This is a genomic window from Campylobacter novaezeelandiae (assembly GCF_018968685.1).
Lineage (GTDB): Bacteria > Campylobacterota > Campylobacteria > Campylobacterales > Campylobacteraceae > Campylobacter_D > Campylobacter_D novaezeelandiae.
Genome location: NZ_CP076657.1, coordinates 476,482 through 493,220 on the forward strand (window position 1 = coordinate 476,482; position 16,739 = coordinate 493,220).

Genomic DNA, 16,739 nt, shown 5'->3' on the forward strand with positions numbered 1-16,739 from the left:
TAATTATATCCCATTTAAGCTTTTTGAATTTCAAAAAAATGAAATTTATCATTAAAATGAAAAAAAAGATATTTAGCTTGTTGTAAAAAATTTTCATAACTTTTAATATTTTTATCTTGAGTATATTTTAATAATTTTTCAAAACCAAAATGTAATAGGGCTTCTTTTTGCTTTTCAAAAGAAAGAATTTTAAAATTATAAAAATCACAAAGCTGATATAAATGTGTGAAATTAACATCATAAGTAAGATCACTTTGTCCAAAAAAATCTTGCAACTTACTTGTAAAAGGATTAAAAATTTTATGATTTTGATAAATTCTTAAACTTAAAGAATTTGGATTTAATACCCCATAATCAAATCCAGCAAGAATAAATTTTTTGCAAGCTTTATTCAAGTCTTTAAAAAAGTCTTCTAAAGCAAAGCTTAATTCACCTTTTAAAAGTTTTAATTCTTGACATTTTGATTTAGTATAATCATCCATAGCTAAAAAATGAATTTCAAAATTCTCTATAAAGGCCATTTTATCTTCATTTATTAATTCGCAAGAAAAACTATCAAAAAGCTCATTACAAAAGATAAAGGCATTTTCAAATTCGCATTCTTTTAAGGAATTTTTGTGGTGAAAATCTATATTTTGTAATGTATGTTTTTGTAAATTTTGTAATTTTGAATGTGGTTCTATAATGTAAAATTCTATTTCTTTAAAAAGCTCTGGTCTAAATTCAAGCAAAGCGCTTAAAAAATCTTTACTTAAATATCCTTCGTTTGCTCCTATTTCTACAACTTGCAAAGGAGGAGTTAAAATTTTTTTATCAATTAAATCTAAGAAATGTTGAGCTATTAAGGTTCCAAAAAGATTTCCCACGCTAACGGCAGTAAAAAAATCTCCTTCTTTGCCTATTTTAGTAACTTTTTTATAATAGTTTTGATGAAGCCAATTTTCAAAAAATTCACTAAATTTTTTCATTGCCAAATAAAGCGTTATATTTTTGTATGAAATCAATAGGATCAACTTGTTTTTGATTGACAATGATTCCAAAATGCAAATGAGGTCCATTTACTCTTCCGCTATCCCCACTTAATCCTATGATTTGTCCTTTTTCAATTTTATCTCCAGTTTTTACTAGAATTTTTGAAAGATGATAGTACTGTGAATATACTCCATATCCATGATCAATGATAATAGAATTTCCGGCATAATAACGATTTTTAGCAAGTTTTACTATGCCTGAATTTGCAGCTTTTATTTTTGTCCCTATTTTTGCTCTAAAATCAGTACCGCTATGATAGGAAGCTAATTTATCATTAAAAATTCTTGCCTTACCAAAAGAGCTTGTAATAAAAGAATCAAGCGGTTTTTGGAAATTTGTTTTTATAAGAGTATTTGGAGTATAGTTAGCATAAATTAAAGAAGCTTCTTTAAACTCATTAGCAATTTGTTTTTGCTTTTCCTTGGAAGGAAAAACTTTATTTGGTGCAACTTGTATAAATTCTTTTTTATAAGCCCCTTCTAGAGAATTTATAGTATATATTTGCTCTTTATTGGTATAAATTGCTTTAATAATATTTTTTTTAGTTGGATTTTTATAGGGGAGTGAAAATATTGTTACAACTTTATTTTTATTATTTGGATGAATGAAAAAATTAATTTTTTTATCATTTAGTGTAATTTTTTGTAAGTCTTTTTTATCAAATTCTAAAAATAAAGCTTGTCCTTTGATGAGATCAATATTTTGTTCTGCAAAAAGAAACTGCAAAAAGAATAAAAAAATAAATATTTTTTTCATAAGCTTACTTCTTTAATATCTGCAATTTTTAGAAATTCACTATAAATTTGATACACAAGTGCTTGACGATTATTCTTTATTTTTTCATCATCGACATTGATCATTACTTTATCAAAAAAGTTATCAATCAAAGGTTTTAGAGCAAATAAGCTATCTAATTTTTCTTCTACATCATTAAAATTTAAAGTTTGTAAAAATGCCTCATAAAGCTTATTTTCTTCTTCTTGTGTAAAAAGTGTTTTTTCTAATGGATATTTCGGTTTTGAAGCTATATTGGCAAGACGTTTAAAAGTGCTAAAATTTTCACTAAAATTTTCTTTTTGGCTAATTTTGATTAAGGCTTTAATAGCATTGTTAATATAAATAATATTAGTGTTTTTAGAACTTAATACAGCTTTGATAAAAGAAGCATTAACTTCATAAAAAGTATAAAGTCTTTCAAAAATAAAATCCTTTAAAATTTGTATATCAAATTCTTTGTAATTTTTGCAAATTTTTGAAAATAAATCATCAAGATCTAAATCTTTTTTTGTATTTAGGATTATTTTTAAAACTCCACTTGCAGCACGTCTTAATGCATAAGGATCTTTACTCCCGTTTGGAAGCTTTCCTATAGAAAATAGCCCTAAAAGAGTATCAAGTTTATTTGCTAAAGATACTATACTAGAAAATTCATTGCTTGGAAGTTTGGAATTTTCTCCATCAGGTAAATATTGTTCTTTAATGGCTAAGCAAATTGCTTCATTAAATCCCATAGCTTTAGCATAATAAGAACCCATAATACCTTGTAAATTTGTAAATTCATAAACCATTTGAGAATTAAGATCGGCTTTTGAGTATTTTATAGCTGTTTTAATATCTTTGGTATTTGGATTATTATAAATCTCACATAAAATTTCTGCTATATATTCTTCTCTTAAGCTTTTATCTTTCATCGAGCCTAAATTTTCAAGATAGGTGATATAAGAAAGTTTATCTGGATTTAAACCAGTTTTTAAATCATTTTTCCAAAAGAACATAGCATCACTCAATCTTGCGCGTAAAACTCTTTCATTACCTTCTATAATTTGCGTATAATCTTTGCAAACTGAATTACTTACAACTATAAAATGATTACTAAGTTCTTCATTTTTAAAGACGGCAAAATAACGTTGATTTTCTCTCATTGAAGTGATAATAACTTCTTTAGGAATTTCAAGATAATTTTTGTCAAAACTTCCTAATAAAGCACTAGGATACTCAGTAATAGCAATGACTTCATTAAGCAATTCATCATCTTGTGCGATATTGATAAAATGCTTTTGTTCTAAGGCTTTAAATTCATTAAGAATTTTTTCTTTTCTTTTTTCTGGATCTAAAATAATATAGTTTTGTTCTAAAATTTCAAAATAAGCTTGTATGCTATTAAAACTTAATAAATCATAACTAACACTTCTATGAACAAAAGTTTTATTTGAACTTTTAACTCCATAAAGCTCAAATTCAAGCACTTTACTATCCAAAAGACAAACCATAGATCTTATAGCCCTAATAAATTCAAAAGTATATTCTCCCCATCTCATACTTTTGCCAAAATTAAGACTTTTTAGAAAATTTTCTATCATCAAAGGCAAGATTTCTTGACTTTTTTGTCCTTGTATATATTTTTTATAATACAAAACTTCTTTTCCTTTGATTTCTTTAAATTCAAGCTCTTCTTCGCTTATACCTGCTTTTTGTAAAAAACTAAGTCCAGCATTGCTTAATTTTCCATCTTTATAAGCTATATTTTTAGGAGCTCCTATAAATTCCACAAAAGAATCGTCTTGTCTTTCTTTAAAATTTTGATGAAAAAATACTAATCTTCTTGGAGTATAATAAAATTTAAATTCGCTTTCTAATTTATAATTTTTTAAGATCTCAATCCATTTTTTTTCTATATTTGGAAGTTCTTTTAGTAAAGGTAGAGCTGGTAATTCTTCAACTCCAATTTCTATTAATAAATTTTTATTCATTGTTAACTCTTTATAAATTAATTTTAATTTTATCTTTTTTTATTTGAAAAACTTATAAATAATTTTCTAACAAAGCTTTTAATTCTAAAGCATTACTGAATTCATCTTTTAAAATTTCTTTTTCATACCACTTTGCATTAAAATAAATAACATTAGCATTTTTTGCACATTCTTTATCTTTTAAGCTATCTCCTATAAAAATACTTGTTGAAAAAGGCGCTTCTGCTTTTATAAGATTTAACATCATAGGATCTGGTTTTGGATTGATCCCTAAACTTACTCCTAAAATTTTACTAAAAAATTTTATAATATTATGTTTTTTTAAGATATCACTTAAAGAGCTTTGAGGAGCGTTTGTTGCAATAGCTAAATAGCAGGATTTATTTTTTAAAAATTCTAAAATTTCATAAACCCCTTCATATAAATTAGCACTTTGCTCATAGTGTTTTAAAAAATATTTTTCAAAGCCTTCTTTGAAATTAGGGTGATTTGCATCATCGATATTATACAGCTCTTTGCTCCAGTTGATTCCTGGTGTATTGATGATTTTATAAATTAGTTCTTTAGAAAGAGGGCTTAGATTAAGATCTTTTCTGATCTCATTTACCGCAGCACTTATAGCGCTTGCACTATCAATTAGCGTCCCATCCATATCAAAAATAACATTGATCACATATACTCCTTTAAATAATTTTTATATTTATCTTTTTTATAATTTTGATTTTTTTTAAGCTTTTCTATAAAATGAACTTGTTTTAAAAGATCATTTTGTTCCATAGAAAAATTTAAACATGTATTGGCAAAATTTTCCAAATTTTTAATGTAGTTGGAATTTATAAAAACAAAGGGATCCTTTTTAAGAATTTTGGCATTTTTTAAAACTTTTTCTCTAAATTTTTCTAAGTCAAAATTTTCTTTTTTTAAAGAAAGACTTGCTTCATTAAAAAATTTTTCTAAATTTCTTATATATTTAATTCTTATTTTTTTTTCTTCATTTTTAGTCAAAATTATCCTTTAAATATTTTTTTGAATACGACATTCTATAGCTTGTTGAACTAAATTTCTAGCTAAAACTTTTTCTGATTTAATGATGTGTATATTTTTATTAGTTTCTGAGAAAATAAATTTTTCTAAATTTCCATTGATGTGAATAATAATATCAATAGGCTTTGAAAAACTTGTTAAAATTTGACAAAGCATTTCTAATTTATTTTCATTGCTAATGGTAATAACTACAACAGCACATTCTTCTATATTGGCAATTTTTAAGGTTTCTTTTTGGGCCACATTTGCAAAATGAACATTTTCGCCACGACTTAAACCAAGTTCTACTAGATTAAGATCGTTTTCCAAGGCTATATAGGGGATACCTGTACGTTTTATTTTTTGCACAACTTCTTGTCCTAAATGTCCATATCCAAAAATAACTAAATGATTTTTAAGTTCTGATTTATCTTGGATATAAGGGTTTGAATTTGAATTTAATGTTATATCTTCTACTATATTTGTAATTTTTCGAATATTGTTTAAAATAAAAGGCGTTAATATCATTGTGATAATAGAAGTTACAATAAGAATTTGCGCAATTTTAATATCAAGCATTTCTTTAGCCTGTAAAAGTGAAAAAATTGCTAAAGCAAATTCTCCTATTTGGCAGATGCTAAAAGCAGTTTTTAAGGCTATGCTTTTCTTGGTGTATAGAAATAAAAAACCAAAAACAATTATAAATTTAAAGATTAAAACCAAGAGAATAAGAGATAATATAATTAGCCAGTTTTCAAAAACAATGTTAAATTGAATTTGCATTCCCATTGTTATAAAAAATAATCCTAAAAGTAAATCTCTAAAAGGAATTAAATCTGCTTCAATTTTATGTTTATATTTGGTTTCTGCTATAAGAACTCCGGCCATAAAAGCACCAAGTGAATAGGAAAAACCAAAATTATTTGCCAAGAAACTTGCTCCAATAACTATAAAAAGTATAGTTACTATAAAAGTTTCTTGAGAAGAGGTATATATAACAAAACGAAAAATTCTATCGACTAAATATTTGCTTATTAAATAAAGTAAAGTAAGTAAAAGAATAGCACTGATAAAAATAGTTAAAACTAGTTGTGATATATTTGTGTTTTGAGAAGAAAATATTTCAACAATTAAAAGCAAAGGAATTACCGCTATATCTTGAAAAAGTAAAATTCCAAGTGCTTTTTTTCCGTAAGCTTCATTAATATCTGCATTATCATTTAAAATTTTTAAAACAATGGCCGTAGAAGAAAGAGCCAAGGTAAAACCTACAATCATAGCTATTTCATTTTTAAGCCCTAAAAGAAATATAACTATAAAACTACAAATAAGTCCGCAAGTAAGCATTTGTAAACTACCGTTTAAAAATACTTCTTGTCTCATTGCTAAAAGATGTTTAAAAGAAAATTCAAGTCCTATAGTAAACATTAAAAAAACAATACCAAATTCAGCAATGTCACTTAACTCATGACTTCCATTAAAATGATAAATTTGACTAATGATAATTCCAGTAACAATATAAGCTATTATTGTAGGAATTTCAAATTTTTTAAAAATAACATTTAAAATAATAACACTAGAAGCAGCAATTAAAAAAATTTGTAAGAAATTTTCCATTATTTTTTCTCATAGAAAATCAAATCAAAACTGCTTTGATGCTTTATAACAGCTTTTGATTTACCTCCATTTTCTTTTTTGCTTAATTCTAAGCGTAACTCATTGATTAAACTTTCAAACTCTTGAATTTGATTTTTAAGTTTTAAAATAACATCAACACCTGCTAAATTAATACCCATATCTCTTGTAAGTCTTAATATAAGTTTGATGCGATCGATATCTCTTTGAGAATAGAGTCTGATTTTTCCATCTGTCCTGCTTGGTTCAATCAAACCTTCTCTTTCGTATTGTCTTAAGGTTTGAGGATGTATACTAAGAACTTTGGCAACAACGCTTATTAAATAAACTGGTTCATCATAATTGTGTTCCATATTAATCCTTTAATTTTTCTTTTAAAAGTGTAATTAAATTTTCATCTAAATCATCAGTATTTGGTAAAATAATATTTAAAATTAAATACATATCTCCATAAATCTTTGTTTTTCTATTTTGTATTCCATAACCTTTAAGACGAATTTTTTGACCATTTTTAGAATTAGCAGGGATACTAAAGCTTACTTCTTTTTTTGGAGTTTGTATATTAACTTTTCCTCCAAATAAAGCTGTTTTAAGACTGATGTCAAATTTTCTTATAAGATCATCTTCGTCTCTTTCATAGATGGGACTTTTTTCTAAATTTACTTTAATAATCAAATCCCCAGTTTTTAATCCTCTTTGTTTACCTTTGCCTCTAACTCTTAATTTTTCTCCATCTTTTATACCGTGAGGAATTTTAATTTTAATATTTTCTCCATTGTGGTTGATACTATATTCTCCTCCTAAAATACCTGTTTCAAACGGAATATTAATACTAGTATTAGTATCTAAATCTTCTTCAAAATCTCCAAATCCACTAAAGTCACTACCAAATCCTCGTGAATTAAAACCTTTAAATCCACCCCTTTGACTTCTATTAAAGAGATCATTGATAATATCATTGATATCAAATCCGTTATTATTGCGTGAAAAGTCTTGAAAACTTTGTCCACCAAATATACTATCTCCATATTGATCATATTGTGCTCTTTTTTTCTCATCGCTTAAAATTTCATATGCAGCATTAATTTCTTTAAATTTTTCTTCAGCACCTTTTTCTTTATTGATATCAGGATGATATTTTCTTGCTAAGCGACGATAAGCTTTTTTTATCTCATCACTACTTGCGTTTTTTGATACGCCTAAAGTTTCATATAAACTATTCATAATTTTCCTTAGATATTTTTAAACTAAAAAATTAAACTGTATTTTTAATAAAAAATTATATCATAAACTTTAGTCTTAGTCAATCAAGTTTTATAAATTTTTATACTCAAGCTTTTATTTACAAATTAGTAAATTTTTGAATTTATACTTATATAAATTATATTAAAAAATAATTTATATCACTGAAAGGATACAACTATGAAAAAAATATTTTTATGTGTTGCTTTAGCTAGTTATTTATTTAGTGCAAATATTAATTTTAACGAAGCAAATTCAAATCCAAATCGTGTAAATCCTGCTAATGGATCTAATGTTGTTTTATCTTATCATGATGCAATTAAAGATGTAAAAAAATCTGTTGTAAATATTTCAACTTCAAAAACAATAGAATATTCAGATAGGACAAATCCCTTAGAAGAATTTTTTAATGATCCTTATTTTAAACAATTTTTTGATTTTGATTTTCCAAAAAGAAAAGGAAAAAGCGATAAGGAAGTTGTTAATTCTTTGGGATCTGGAGTTATAATTTCTAAAGATGGATATATAGTTACAAATAATCATGTTGTAGAAGATGCAGATAATATTATGGTAAATTTACCAGGAAGTGATACAGAATATAAAGCTAAACTTATAGGAAAAGATCCAAAAACAGATTTAGCTGTTATTAAAATAGAGGCAAATAATCTTCAAGCTGTTACTTTTTCGAATTCTGATGATTTAATGGAAGGGGATATAGTTTTTGCTCTTGGAAATCCTTTTGGAGTAGGTTTTAGTGTTACTAGTGGAATTATTTCCGCACTTAATAAGGATAATATTGGTCTTAACCAATATGAGAATTTTATTCAAACAGATGCTTCGATTAATCCTGGAAATTCAGGAGGAGCTTTGGTAGATACTAGAGGCTTTTTAGTAGGAATTAATTCAGCAATTCTTTCAAGAGGCGGAGGTAACAATGGTATAGGTTTTGCTATCCCTTCTAATATGGTTAAAGATATTTCAAAAAAACTTATTCAAAAAGGTAAGATTGAAAGAGGAATTTTAGGCGTCACTATTTCAGCTTTACAAGGGGATACTAAAAAGGCTTATAAAAATCAAGAAGGGGCTTTAATTACTGATGTTCAAAAAGGATCTTCAGCAGATGATGCTAAGCTTAAAAGAGGAGATTTGGTTATAAAAGTAAATGATAAAGTCATTAAGAGTCCAACAGATCTTAAAAATTATATTGGAACTTTAGAACCTAATCAAAATATAAATATAACTTATGAAAGAGATGGTGTTGTTAAGCAAGTAAGCTTTATTTTAAAGGGTGATAAAGAGGATAAGGCAAATCAAACCAATATTATCGATGGTCTAAATTTAAAAGAACTTAATGCTAATTTAAAAGCAAAACTTCAAATTCCAGGCGATATTAATGGTGTTTTAGTAGATGAGGTTAAAAATAAAAGCAAGGCAAAAAGTGCTGGATTTAGAGCAGGGGATATTATAGTTGGAGTTGAGCAAATTGAAGTGAAAAATCTAAAAGATTTAAGCGAAGCTTTCAAAAAAATAGGAAAGAAAGAATGGATTAAAGTTTGGGTTTATCGTGGTGGTTTTGTTACATTACTTGTTATAAAATAATAAATTTAATTTATAGTATAATTTGTTATTTATTTTTTAAGGAACATTTATGATCCATATTCTTATGATAGAAGATGATTTAGAATTGGCTGAAATTATAGCCGAGTATTTGGAAAAATCTGAGATGAAGGTTGATATTGCTCATGAGCCCTATATAGGGCTTTCAAAACTTGCCTTAAAGGAATATGAACTTGTTATTTTAGACCTTACTTTACCTGGACTTGATGGGCTTGAAGTTTGCGAAGAAATTCGCAAGAAATATGACATTCCTATTATTATTTCAAGTGCAAGGCATGATATTAGTGATAAAGTCAATGCTTTAGAACTTGGAGCAGATGATTATTTGCCAAAACCTTACAATCCTAAAGAACTTCAAGCAAGAATTAGGAGTCATTTAAGACGTATTTCTAATACTAAAAACACCTCTTCTCGTATTAGTAAAGATTTAGTTTATGATCAGTATAAGCATGCCATTACAATGAAGGGGCAAGAATTAAATCTTACAAATGCTGAATTTGATATTTTAAGTTATTTGATTAAAAAAGAAGGTGGTGTTGTAAGTCGCGAGGAGCTTGTTTATAATTGTAGTTCTATTAGCGAAGATTCAAGCAATAAAAGTATAGATGTTATTATTAGTCGAATTCGTCAAAAAATGGGAGATGACCCAAAAACACCTAAATATATTCATTCTATAAGAGGCATTGGATATAAGTTGACTCAATGAATAAATCATCAATTTTTTATGTTATTACTTTTATTTTTATTTTTGCTGGAGTGAGTGTTATTTTAGCCTTTTTGTGGCTTATAGAATATGATCAACAAAATTATAGCAATGAGCTTAATGCTAAATATTCTTTGATTGCTAATGCTAGATTATTATATTTTAGTGGAATTATTAGTAAAAAAGAATTTGAAGAGCAAACTAAAAATTATAAAATGAATGAAATTACAGAAGCAAAAAATATTAGAAAAGTATTATTTTATGGTGAAGTATGGGGAAGGGCACAAACAAATAGTGGTCTTATAGAAATCATTTCTTATAATAAAGAAATTTATCTTAACATTATTTTTGATGGTAAAATTTTTCTTTATAAAGATCAAGATTACGAAAGCTATAGATATTTTATGATAAAAGCTATTGCAATAGCTGTCATATGTATATTAATTTTACTTTATATTTTTATTTTTAAAAAATTAAAACCTTTAAAAGCCTTAAAAAAACAAATCGATAAATTTGCTCTTAATAAACTTAATGAAATAGAAGATGTAAGCAACGGACAAGATGAAATTTCTCAAGTTGCCAATGCTTTTTATCTGGCTATAGTGCAAATTAGAAAGCTTAATCAATCGCGTCAGTTTTTTTTAAGAAATATTATGCACGAACTTAAAACCCCAATTACTAAAGGACTAATTACATTAGAAATGCTTGAGGATAATAAATATAAAAGTCGTTTGGAGGGAATATTTAATCGTCTTGAAATTTTAATTAATGAATTTGCTGCAATTGAACAAATTACTTCTGGAGCTGCTTTTATCAATAAAAAAAAATATAATATTTTAGATATTTTAGATGAAGCCAAAGAAGTAGCAATGAATGATGATAAGAATATTAAAATTTCTATTAAAGAAAGTTTTTTTGTTAGTGTTGATTTTAAACTTTTTACAACAGCAATTAAAAACATGATTGATAATGGTGTTAAATATTCTAAAGAACATTTTTTGCAAATTGAAATTTCAAAAGATTTTATTTGTTTTAAAAATTATGGAGATAAACTTAATAATTCTTTAGAATATTATACTCAAGCTTTTACTCAAGGTTCTAAGCAAAAAGATAGTTTTGGCTTGGGGCTTTATATTGTAAATACTATCTTAGAATCTCATTGTATAAAGCTTGAATATAATTATCAAGACGGAATGAATTTGTTTTATTTTAAAAATTTGGAAAATATTATTATAAAAGATTAGCTTAATTCTTTGGAATAAGCTTTTATGAAATATTTCCAATAACAAGCAGCAAATATAAATATAATTCCTAGTAAAGAAGTAATCATTTGTAAATTTAATCCCCATTCAAATAAAATTCCTATTAAAATAGAAACAATAGCACTAAAAGTAAGATAAACCATATCTGTATAAGCTATAACTCTTCCATAGTATTCCTTATTGCAGTTTTTTTGCACCATAGTATAAGTATAGGCCCAAAGAGATGATGTGAAAAATCCAGCCGCTATTAAACCTAAAAAAGAAAGATAAAAATTAAATTGAGTTAAAGCCCAAAGTATAATACCTACCCCTTGTCCAATATAAAAATAAATAAGAGTTTTACTGTTGATAAAACGACTTAAGATAATTGGACCAATAGCTAAAGAGCAGGCTCTTACTGCGTTAATAAAGCCTATTACCAAAGCAGCAGATAGCACTTCTTTGTATTGATGTTTAGCCAAAAGCGTTACTAAAGCATCATATGCAGTGATTCCAACAAAGGCATGAAGTATTATAAGGTGTAAAATAATTTTTTTTCTAAAAATGTATAAAAATCCATCTTTTATCATAAAGATAAAATTATCTTGTTTTTTTCGTTCAAAATCTGGAATAATTAATTTAGTAAGGAAAAAGATTCCAATACCAATAAGAAAAACATCAAATAAAAAGGCATTTTGAACCCCAAAAAAATTAATAAAAATTCCAGCCATCGCCATACCAGCAGTATAAGAAACAGCCCATATAATGCTATGCATTTCATTAACAAGTTTTAATTCTTTGGCGCTAAGTATTTTAGCAAGTAAACTCATTTCTGTTTGAAAATAAATTGAAGCTACGCAAAGTCTTAAAAAGATTAAAACAAATAAAAGCCAAAGCATACTGAGATCTTTAACAAAAATAAGCATAAAAATGGATATTAGTTCAAGACTTGCCATGCTTAATAATAATTTTTTAGGCTTGTTTTTTTCAACAATAACACCATTAATGGGCGCGAGTAAAACCCCAGGCAAAAAAGCAAGCATAGCGCTTATTGAAATAGCCCAAGTAGGAGCATTTAAGCTTACTAAAAGAGTATAAACTCCAGTTTGAGAAAACCATGCCCCAAAATAAACAACAAATTGCACGCTTGCTAAAATTCGTATGTTTTTATTATTTTTTAATAAATCTATATAATTCATAACTTATAATTATAACACAATTTTATATTTTTAAATGCTATAATGTTTATATTAAAGATAACTATGAAAATGAGGATAAAATTTTGAATAAAAGACTTGATAAAAAAGAAGCTCTAAATTTACTTGAAAATGCAAGTTTGATAGAATTAGGAGAGATGGCTTATAAAAAAAAATTAGAATTACATCCTGATAAAATTACAACTTTTGTAGTGGATCGTAATATTAATTATACTAATGTTTGTTGTATTGATTGTTCATTTTGTGCTTTTTATCGTCACCATAAAGAAGATGATGCTTATATTTTAAGCTTTGAAGAAATTGGTAAAAAAATAGAAGAACTTAAAGCTATAGGTGGAACTCAAATTCTTTTTCAAGGAGGGGTTCATCCAAAGCTTAAGATAGAATGGTATGAGGATTTGGTGGATTGGATTAGAAAAACTTATCCTGATATTACAATTCATGGCTTTTCTGCAGTAGAGATTGCTTATATTGCAAAAGCTTCTAAAATTTCTATTGCTCAAGTTTTAAAAAGACTTCAAGATAAGGGTCTTTTTTCTATTCCTGGAGCTGGAGCAGAAATTTTAAGTGATAGGGTAAGAGATATTATAGCTCCAAATAAATGTGATGTAAAAACATGGCTTGAAGTCCATAAAAATGCACATAAAATAGGTATGAAAAGCACTGCTACAATGATGTTTGGAACTGTAGAGACAAATGAAGAAATTATTGATCATTTAGAATATTTAAGAGAACTTCAAGATGAAACAAATGGTTTTAGAGCCTTTATTTTGTGGAGTTTTCAAAGCAAAAATACTCTTTTAATCAAAAAGCATCCTGAAATTTTAAAACAAAGCTCTAATCGTTATTTAAGATTGCTTGCTTTATCAAGACTTTATCTGGATAATTTTAAAAATATTCAAAGCTCTTGGGTAACTCAAGGCTCATTAATAGGACAGCTTGCTTTAAAATTTGGAGCCAATGATTTAGGCTCTACCATGATGGAGGAGAATGTTGTTTCAGCAGCTGGAGCAAGCTATAAGATGAATCAAGATGAGATGATAAGACTTATTCAAAGTTTAGGCGAAAAAGCTGCCAAAAGAAATACAGCTTATGAAATTTTAGAAAGGTTTTGATGAAATTAGAATATTTAGATTTTAAAAATACAAAAATTCCTTTGATTTTTGAAGAGAATAATGATCTTCCGGTTATAGTATTAAAATTAGTTTTTAAAAATTGTGGAAGATCTTTTGATAAGATACCAGGAACTGCAAGAATGTTTGCAAGAATTTTAAATGAAGGCGTGGATGATAATTTTTTTAAAGAATTAGAGCTAAAGGCTATTAATCTTACATCTAGTAGCGGATTTGAAACTTTAGAAATTAATCTTACTTTATTAAAAGAATACAAAGAATTTGCTTTTAAATCTTTGGCTAATTTATTAAAGCAACCTCGTTTTGATGAAAAAATACTACAGAAAAATAAATTTCTCGCTTTGAGTGAATTGGCAAGTAAAAATAGTGATTTTGATTATTTGGCAAAGAATTTATTAAATTCAAATATATTTGATTGTGAAGAATTTAAAAGCCCTAATGATGGAAATGAAGAGAGTATAAAACAAATTACCCTTAAAGATTTAAAAGATTTTTTTAATAAGCATATAAACCTTAGTAATCTTATTATAAGTTTAGGCGGGGATTTTATAAAAAAGGATATGCAAAAATTATTAGAACTTATTTTAAGCCCTTTGGATAAAGGAGAAAAAATTCCTGATAAAAAATATGATCTAACTTCACACTTAAAAGATGTGAATTTGGTGCGTAAAGAAAGTGAGCAAGCTTATATTTATTTTGCCTCTCCATTTTATGGAAGTATAAAAGATAATGATATTTATATGGCTAAAATTTCTCATTTTGTGCTAGGTCAAGCAGGTTTTGGATCTAGGATAATGGAAGAAATTCGTGTTAAAAGAGGTCTTGCCTACTCAGCTTATTCTATGCTTGATTTAAATTTGTCTTATAATCGTATTTTTGGGTATTTGCAAACTAAAAATGAAAATGCACAAGAAGCTAAGAAAATTATAAAACAGGTTTTTGATGAGTTTGTTAATAAGGGGATTAATGAAGAAGAATTAAATCAAGCGAAAAATTTTCTACTTGGGAGCACCCCTTTAAGATATGAGAGTTTAAGTAAAAGATTAAATATAGCATTTTATGAATTTTATCAAGATTTGGAACTAGGATATTATAAAAATGAACTTAAAAATATAGAGAAAGTTAATTTAAATGAGATCAATGCTTATATTAAAAAGCATGATGAAATTTTAAAACTTAGCTTTGCAAGTTTAAAAAATGAAAATTGATGTTAAGGATTTTGAGCTTTTTAAAAAATTAAGGGTTAAAAATATTATTGATTTAGCCCTAATATTGCCTAAAAAAATTGAAAATTTAAATCTTAGCCCTTCTCCAAAACAAGGTGAAATTTGCATACAAAAAGTTAGAATTAAAAGTGTAACTTTAAGAAAAAATCAAATTTTTGGAATTTGTGAGTGTGAGGGATGGAAAATAGATGCTCATTTTGTTTTTTTTAATCCCAATGTTTGGCATATAAAACTTTTAAAAACAGGTTCTTGTTTAATTTTTAGTGCAAAATTAAATTTTTTTAATCAAAATTGGCAATTTAGCAATCCTAAGATTATAAATAAAACAGGTGGTTTTATTCCAAAGTATCAAATTTCTGGTATTAGAGATGAAAAAATTCAAAATTTGATACAAAGCTATCTTAGTTTTGAAAATTTAAAAGAGAGCAAACTTCAAGAAAAATATATTCATTTACTTCTTAATTTACATTCTTATGATCATAAATGCTATATTTTGTATCAAAATTTTTCAAATTTTGAAAAAGATTTAAAATATATAGAGATTTTTAATTTTTTAAAAAGATTAAAGAGCAAAAGAAAAACTTACAAAAGTTTTAATTTTGAAATTTTTAAAATTGATTCTTGGATAAAAAATTTACCTTTTAAGTTAACTCAAGATCAATTTAAAGCCTTAGAAGATATTAGAAAAGATTTAGAATCTAAAGAGGCTAAAAAACGTGTAGTTATGGGAGATGTTGGTTGTGGTAAAACTTTGGTTTTGTTAGGAGCTGCTTTAATGGTTTATCCAAAACAAGCTATTTTAATGGCACCTACTAGCATTTTAGCAAAACAACTTTATGATGAAGCTTTAAAGCTTTTGCCCGCTTTTATGGATATTTTATTTATCAAAGGAGGTAAAAAGGATAAAAATTTAGAAGAAAATATTAAAAAAGCCCATTTAATTATAGGAACACATGCGCTTACATACTTAAAAGAACATGGGGCGGTTTTGATTATGATTGATGAGCAACATCGCTTTGGATCAAATCAAAGGCAAAAAATTTATGAGTTATCAAATGGAGATTTTAGTCCTCATTTTATCCAATTTTCAGCCACTCCAATTCCTAGAACTCTTAGTATGATACAATCAGAGCTTTTAAATTTTTCTTTTATAAAACAAATGCCTTTTAAAAAAGATATTCAAACTTTATGTATAAAAAATGAAGATTTTGCTTTACTTGAAACAAAAATTAAAGAAGAAATTAAGCTAAAACATCAAATCATTATTATTTATCCTTTGGTAAATCCAAGCGATAAAATTCCTTATCTTTCCTTAGAACAAGCTAGTGATTACTGGAAAACTCATTATGAGAAAGTTTTTATTACCCACGGAAAAGATAAAAATAAAGATGAAATTTTGCAACGTTTTAAAGAAGAAGGTAATATTTTGCTTAGTACTACTGTTGTTGAAGTGGGAATTTCTTTGCCAAGACTTAGCACTATTGTTATAGTTGGAGCTGAAAGATTAGGACTCGCAACTTTGCATCAATTACGTGGTAGGGTTGGTAGAAATGGTGTTAAAAGTTATTGTTATTTATATACAAAATTAAAAGAAATTCCTCAAAGATTACTAGAATTTTCTAAAACTCTAGACGGATTTAAGATTGCAGAGCTTGATCTTAAGAACCGTTTAAGCGGTGATTTGCTTGATGGTTTTACCCAACATGGAAATGATTTTAAATTTTTCACTTTTAATGATGAATATATCTTAAAAAAAGCAAAAGAAGATTTAGAAAATATAAAATTCTAATTTTTAAATTCTTAAAATTTGTAAATAAGGATTATAAAAACTATATAAATCACTAAAAGAAATTTGGAGCAAATTCAAGTTTGAGTGGAACAAATACAAACAAGAGAGTAAAGAAGATTGGATTAAGTATA

Annotated in this window: 15 protein-coding genes; 6 read left to right on the forward strand and 9 right to left on the reverse strand. The window is 26.4% G+C overall.

Annotated elements, in window-relative coordinates; translation table 11 throughout:
- Positions 1 to 14: 14 nt before the first annotated feature.
- The 8 genes from CNZW441b_RS02525 to CNZW441b_RS02560 are packed head-to-tail and all read right to left on the reverse strand — an operon-like array spanning position 15 to position 7,664.
- Positions 15 to 968 carry an SAM-dependent methyltransferase gene (locus CNZW441b_RS02525; RefSeq protein ID WP_131163631.1) on the reverse strand — a complete coding sequence of 318 codons (954 nt, stop codon included), beginning with the start codon at positions 966 to 968 and terminating at the stop codon, positions 15 to 17.
- Positions 955 to 1,788: a peptidoglycan metallopeptidase Pgp3 gene (gene pgp3, locus CNZW441b_RS02530; RefSeq protein WP_131163630.1), complete on the reverse strand. Its 834-nt coding sequence runs from the start codon at positions 1,786 to 1,788 to the stop codon at positions 955 to 957. The genes CNZW441b_RS02525 and pgp3 overlap by 14 nt, the downstream gene beginning before the upstream one ends.
- Positions 1,785 to 3,782: a glycine--tRNA ligase subunit beta gene (gene glyS / locus CNZW441b_RS02535; protein WP_131163629.1), complete on the reverse strand. Its 1,998-nt coding sequence runs from the start codon at positions 3,780 to 3,782 to the stop codon at positions 1,785 to 1,787. Before glyS ends, pgp3 begins: the two co-directional genes overlap by 4 nt.
- Positions 3,783 to 3,834: 52 nt before the next feature.
- Positions 3,835 to 4,455, reverse strand: coding sequence for an HAD family hydrolase (locus CNZW441b_RS02540; protein WP_131163628.1), 621 nt, complete (start codon positions 4,453 to 4,455; stop codon positions 3,835 to 3,837).
- Entirely contained in the window at positions 4,452 to 4,787 is a 336-nt protein-coding gene (locus CNZW441b_RS02545) for a hypothetical protein (protein ID WP_131163627.1), read from the reverse strand. Before CNZW441b_RS02545 ends, CNZW441b_RS02540 begins: the two co-directional genes overlap by 4 nt.
- Before the next feature lie 9 nt (positions 4,788 to 4,796).
- A complete protein-coding gene (locus CNZW441b_RS02550) occupies positions 4,797 to 6,422 on the reverse strand; it encodes a cation:proton antiporter domain-containing protein (RefSeq protein WP_131166341.1) in 1,626 nt (541 codons plus the stop codon).
- On the reverse strand, positions 6,422 to 6,793 hold the full coding sequence (locus CNZW441b_RS02555) for a heat shock protein transcriptional repressor HspR (RefSeq protein ID WP_131163625.1): 372 nt from the start codon (positions 6,791 to 6,793) through the stop codon (positions 6,422 to 6,424). The genes CNZW441b_RS02550 and CNZW441b_RS02555 overlap by 1 nt, the downstream gene beginning before the upstream one ends.
- 1 nt (position 6,794) lies before the next feature.
- The gene (locus tag CNZW441b_RS02560) at positions 6,795 to 7,664 is read right to left on the reverse strand and encodes a DnaJ C-terminal domain-containing protein (RefSeq protein ID WP_131163624.1); all 870 of its coding nucleotides are present in this window, start codon (positions 7,662 to 7,664) and stop codon (positions 6,795 to 6,797) included.
- Between the two features lie 198 nt (positions 7,665 to 7,862).
- On the opposite strand from CNZW441b_RS02560, the gene htrA reads away from it, so the two are divergent.
- The 3 genes from htrA to CNZW441b_RS02575 are packed head-to-tail and all read left to right on the forward strand — an operon-like array spanning position 7,863 to position 11,246.
- Complete coding sequence (gene htrA, locus CNZW441b_RS02565; protein WP_131163623.1) at positions 7,863 to 9,281, forward strand: serine protease HtrA; 1,419 nt, start codon at positions 7,863 to 7,865, stop codon at positions 9,279 to 9,281.
- 49 nt (positions 9,282 to 9,330) lie between these two features.
- A complete protein-coding gene (locus CNZW441b_RS02570) occupies positions 9,331 to 10,005 on the forward strand; it encodes a response regulator transcription factor (RefSeq protein WP_131163622.1) in 675 nt (224 codons plus the stop codon).
- Positions 10,002 to 11,246, forward strand: coding sequence for an ArsS family sensor histidine kinase (locus CNZW441b_RS02575; protein ID WP_131163621.1), 1,245 nt, complete (start codon positions 10,002 to 10,004; stop codon positions 11,244 to 11,246). Before CNZW441b_RS02570 ends, CNZW441b_RS02575 begins: the two co-directional genes overlap by 4 nt.
- On the opposite strand, the gene CNZW441b_RS02580 is transcribed toward CNZW441b_RS02575, so the two are convergent.
- On the reverse strand, positions 11,243 to 12,442 hold the full coding sequence (locus tag CNZW441b_RS02580) for an MFS transporter (RefSeq protein ID WP_131163620.1): 1,200 nt from the start codon (positions 12,440 to 12,442) through the stop codon (positions 11,243 to 11,245). The two genes, CNZW441b_RS02575 and CNZW441b_RS02580, sit on opposite strands and share 4 nt — an antisense overlap.
- An 83-nt stretch (positions 12,443 to 12,525) precedes the next feature.
- Here CNZW441b_RS02580 and CNZW441b_RS02585 point away from each other — a divergent pair, with 83 nt between their 5' ends.
- From CNZW441b_RS02585 to recG, 3 genes are read left to right on the forward strand one after another with little or no spacing between them, the layout of a single operon-like run.
- Complete coding sequence (locus CNZW441b_RS02585) at positions 12,526 to 13,575, forward strand: dehypoxanthine futalosine cyclase (RefSeq protein WP_131163619.1); 1,050 nt, start codon at positions 12,526 to 12,528, stop codon at positions 13,573 to 13,575.
- The gene (locus tag CNZW441b_RS02590) at positions 13,575 to 14,801 is read left to right on the forward strand and encodes a M16 family metallopeptidase (protein WP_131163618.1); all 1,227 of its coding nucleotides are present in this window, start codon (positions 13,575 to 13,577) and stop codon (positions 14,799 to 14,801) included. Before CNZW441b_RS02585 ends, CNZW441b_RS02590 begins: the two co-directional genes overlap by 1 nt.
- A complete protein-coding gene (recG, locus tag CNZW441b_RS02595; RefSeq protein WP_131163617.1) occupies positions 14,791 to 16,608 on the forward strand; it encodes an ATP-dependent DNA helicase RecG in 1,818 nt (605 codons plus the stop codon). The genes CNZW441b_RS02590 and recG overlap by 11 nt, the downstream gene beginning before the upstream one ends.
- The last annotated feature ends 131 nt before the right edge of the window (positions 16,609 to 16,739 follow it).